Consider the following 4046-nt stretch of genomic DNA (forward strand, 5'->3'; position numbering starts at 1 on the left):
CATCACTCATTTTAGATGTCGGAGGATAATCAGTGAGATGGACTTCTTTATTTCTGTTTCCATTTGCAATTATAAACGGATTATAGGGAGGGAGATAGGTAAGGTTTGCAGTTGGGATCGGGTCTAGGAGAGTGTAAGAAAAATTAAGTGTAACCGGTTCTATGTATGGCTCACTCTCTACGGTATTTACCCAAGTTCCTCCGGCGGGATCGCTCATAAGATCAAAAGCATCGTTAAAGAGAATAACGACAGCGCTATCGCAATCTGTCTCCCTTACAATGGACTCGTTACCTTGAGCGCTAAAGGAATCAAAATTTGCAACGGAAAATGGAAATTGAATTCCAAATCCGTTATGATATCCTGCTCCAATCGCTCGTAATTTTATTTCAGGTTTGATGTCCACCAGTTCATTATCTGCGTTTGTAACCTGCAAAACATTGAAATCAATTATAATATCGTTGAAATCGTAATCTCCTTTTGAGGGCCACAAATCTTCAAATGCCAGGGTTCCATAAACGTTTTCATCAGGATAGAATGAATCAAAAGCTCTTGCCGGATCTTCCGGATAATCGTCTTCATCATCAGGAACACCATCCCCGTCAGTATCAATAACCGGAGTTAAATGGTAAATACTATCTTTTTCAATACTTGTCGTGGGCGTACAATCCACAAACAGAACAGCATCATTAAAATCGTTATCACCATAAGGTCTATACAGATCTTCATAGCCCAAAATAATTTTATCTTCAAAGCCATCGTACAGCAGTATTTGATGTTGACGATATTGCGGAGTAGATTCACTATTATAATTATCAACAGAATAAAAAGTCTGTCTCGAACCATTTACCTGACTTCCGTTAACCCAACCGTTCGCAACCAGAAATGTTCCGAGATATGTATTTGCTACATAGTTATCGCCGATATTGACTACATCACCGGCAAGCATGCCACCTTGAGAAGGTGAAGAAAAATTTGGATAAACAATATATCTAGTTAAATCTTCGGGATCAACTGGAAGGGAGCCTTCATCGGCATAGGTGAAAACGCCGATCGCATTTTTATATCCTGCACCTTCCAAAACGAAAGTTAAATCAATCTGCACGTCTTCAAGCAATTTTATCTCATGGTTGTATTGCGGGTAAAAATACTCAGGATGTGTCTCTAAAAGGTTTTGTCTTTCCGGCAGAGCATTGTTTACTCTTGCGAGCAATTCCGCAGAAATTGTTTCAGTAGTCATAGGTGAAGGAACACCCAGATTATTATAAGACAACCAACTAAAATAGAGAAAATCATCACGCGTGCGAGAAGTGGAATTTCCAAAAGGTTTTCCAAAAGTATTATTCCCATTAAATTGATATGTGATTTCACCATTGATGATAGGAAGCGTGATTGTGGACATCATGCCAAGTATTGTTAAAGAATCAACATAAGATGCAACAGTGACTTTAGCAGAAAGAATCCCGTTCGCATTTGTAGCGCCTTTGACGAAATAATCCTCCAAACTTTCGGGATGCTTGTTATAGATTCTGAAAGATATTCCGGGAACAGGTTCTTCGTTATTAGAAAAAACTGAAATTTCTACATCAACATTTTGACTGGTATGATAATTAAATCCATCCGGAACAACCAAATCGTTCATATTGGTAGGTTCCGATGAGTCATCTGATTTGAAAATATCGCAGCTGAATGAAAATAAAACGATTGCGATGATTGTTAAAATCTCTAAATATTTTTTCATAATACTCCTTAATTTAAGGTTTTTACAAGGTTAATAATTTATGAGTCCACTTAAAAAAGGTCACTTTTGACTATTTGTATTAAAACCGTTTGTTTTTGTCAACTTTCACATTCTTGATAAAGAGAAATTGTGCTTTCGATGTTCGTACAAAAGTCGTCCTATTTCAAAATGAGTAATAATTTTTTCATTAGTAAAATATTCGCCAATAAGACATTTGAATTTTTTTTGCTTTCTCAAAATGACTCTCAATTGATAAGGTGAAATCAAACCAAGTCTCGCTGCAGTTTGACCAAATTGTTCACTATATTGTCTATTTCGAATTATAAAACGGATATCGTTTTGAGTCATATAACCCAACTGAACACCCAATTTTCCAACTATAGGTCTGTTTTTCCTTTGCCATACTATCGCCTTTATCATTGAATGAAAATTGATCACTTTGCTATAAAAAAGAAATTCTGCAAATCTGAGTTTTCGTTTTGGTAAATTTCCATTATAAAAACGTTTCAGGATAGAAAAATCTTGGGTATAATTGTCTGTGGAAGACTTAGAAATAATTCTTACAATAATTTTATCTTTTTGATCAAGAAGATCAAGCAATAAATTATATGCCTCATTGATAATTTGAAATTTGGAAGTTAATTCTCTCTCGTTGATTCCGAAAACTTTCGATTTATCGGGATGAAAGTATTTAGCTTTCCGGCGAAATGCTTTTTTAATATTGTGAGTTTTTATGGGGTTATTTGCATAATACGAAAGAAGCATTTTATGCTCGAATAAAATCAGAAGTGCATTTTTTATTTCTCTTGTGCGTGCGTCCATAATTATAATTCTTTTAAATTAATTTTTTCATCACTATTTTCTAATGATTTAAGGTACTCTTTACCTTTTATGGTCGTGATATACTTTTGTTTTGGGCTTTGGGGTTTATCCGGGTATAACATTTTTATATGCCCATTCTCTAAAAAAGGATTAAAAATTTTCTGACTAAAATATTTTCTATCTTTTAATTTTAAATGAATTTGTATTTCATTACGTGTTTTTGCTGTTTTACAAAATTTAAGAACGTTTTCAACTTGCTTGGTGCTTGTGGGGTGCTTGTGGGGTGCTTGTGGGGTACTTGTGGGGTACTTGTGGGGTGCTTGTGGGGTGTTTGTCTGTTTTTTATCATTTTTTTCCCTTTTGCAAAACTGAATCTGAAATGCAATTCCGGGTTCGGAGTATCTTATTTCAATTCCAGGATATTCATATAAAGATTCTGTGATCTTTCTGAATCCAGTACCCCATTGCTCGATCATTCCCATCATTTTAAAAATCGGTGCAATAGTACGATTGCGAATCTCGGACTGCCCTATTGGCAAAGGTTTAAAATCAAGAGAGGGTGGAAAAGTTCCGGGACTGGTTATTTCCAGCATATCGTCAAAAATAGCAATTTTTATATCTTTTCCTAATAGTGAATAATCTCTATGAACAATGGCATTTATAACTGCTTCCCGAATGGCTTCCAACGGATATTCCCAATGATCTTCCCTATAAATCCCATTCATTCTAGAGCCTTTTGCGATATTTCGTTTGATGAAATCAATGACTTTATCAGGTTGTAGAGATATAGAATTTACAAAGCTGGCTTGATCTAAAAATGTATCAGTTTTAATTCCTTTAAATCTGGCACATTCTACTTTTGCATATGGGAATAATCTATTTTTCTGCTCTGAATCTGATAATAAAATCAAACTATTGGTAGGGTAAATTTGGTCTGCTTGTTTTTTTACCAATCCTAATTTTTCTAAAGCTTTCAGATTTAGTTCTCTGCCTGTTTTCTCTTCAAAATGTTTTTTGAAATTGGGAAAATTAAGTTCTCCAAAATTAATATCAGATAGAATCATTGAATCAAAAGATAGATTATGTTTTGCTCTTTCCAATTCTGCAATAATTTCTTCCGAAGCCAATCTATTACTAGAACCGACCCTTATGTAAGTTCCATCCGGTTTCCCTTTTGCTTTTAAATAGTAAGGCGGTTGACTGCCCCTAAATATTTTTACTCTTATCACAGTCTTATCTTCAATATTAAAGAACGAAATTTCCGGAATAATCGTGGGATAGCAAGAGTCGAAAATTATATTGTTTATCTTCTCTTCCGTACTGAAAAGTTCTCCATCCGGTATTCCCATTATATTTCTCGGTTTATCCTTGATACCAAGATATAATTCTCCCCCGGCTCCATTACAAAATGCAACAACGGTTTTTGCAATCCCTAAAGGATTTTTTATGATCTCCTTTAATTCTAATCGCCTATTTTCCGGCTGGG

3 protein-coding genes are annotated in these 4046 nt (G+C 34.9%); all 3 read right to left on the reverse strand.

The annotated features are described in order from the left end of the window. On the reverse strand, positions 1-1738 hold a 1738-nt coding region (locus U9P79_00730; protein MEA2103155.1), incomplete at its 3' end, for an LruC domain-containing protein. A 105-nt stretch (positions 1739-1843) separates the two neighbouring features. Beyond that, entirely contained in the window at positions 1844-2560 is a 717-nt protein-coding gene (locus U9P79_00735) for a DnaJ domain-containing protein (protein ID MEA2103156.1), read from the reverse strand. A gap of 2 nt (positions 2561-2562) precedes the next feature. Further along, positions 2563-4046, reverse strand: a 1484-nt coding sequence (locus tag U9P79_00740; GenBank protein ID MEA2103157.1) for a putative DNA binding domain-containing protein, incomplete at its 5' end; no start/stop codon positions are given.

Source organism: Candidatus Cloacimonadota bacterium, from assembly GCA_034661015.1.
GTDB lineage: Bacteria > Cloacimonadota > Cloacimonadia > JGIOTU-2 > JGIOTU-2 > JAYEKN01.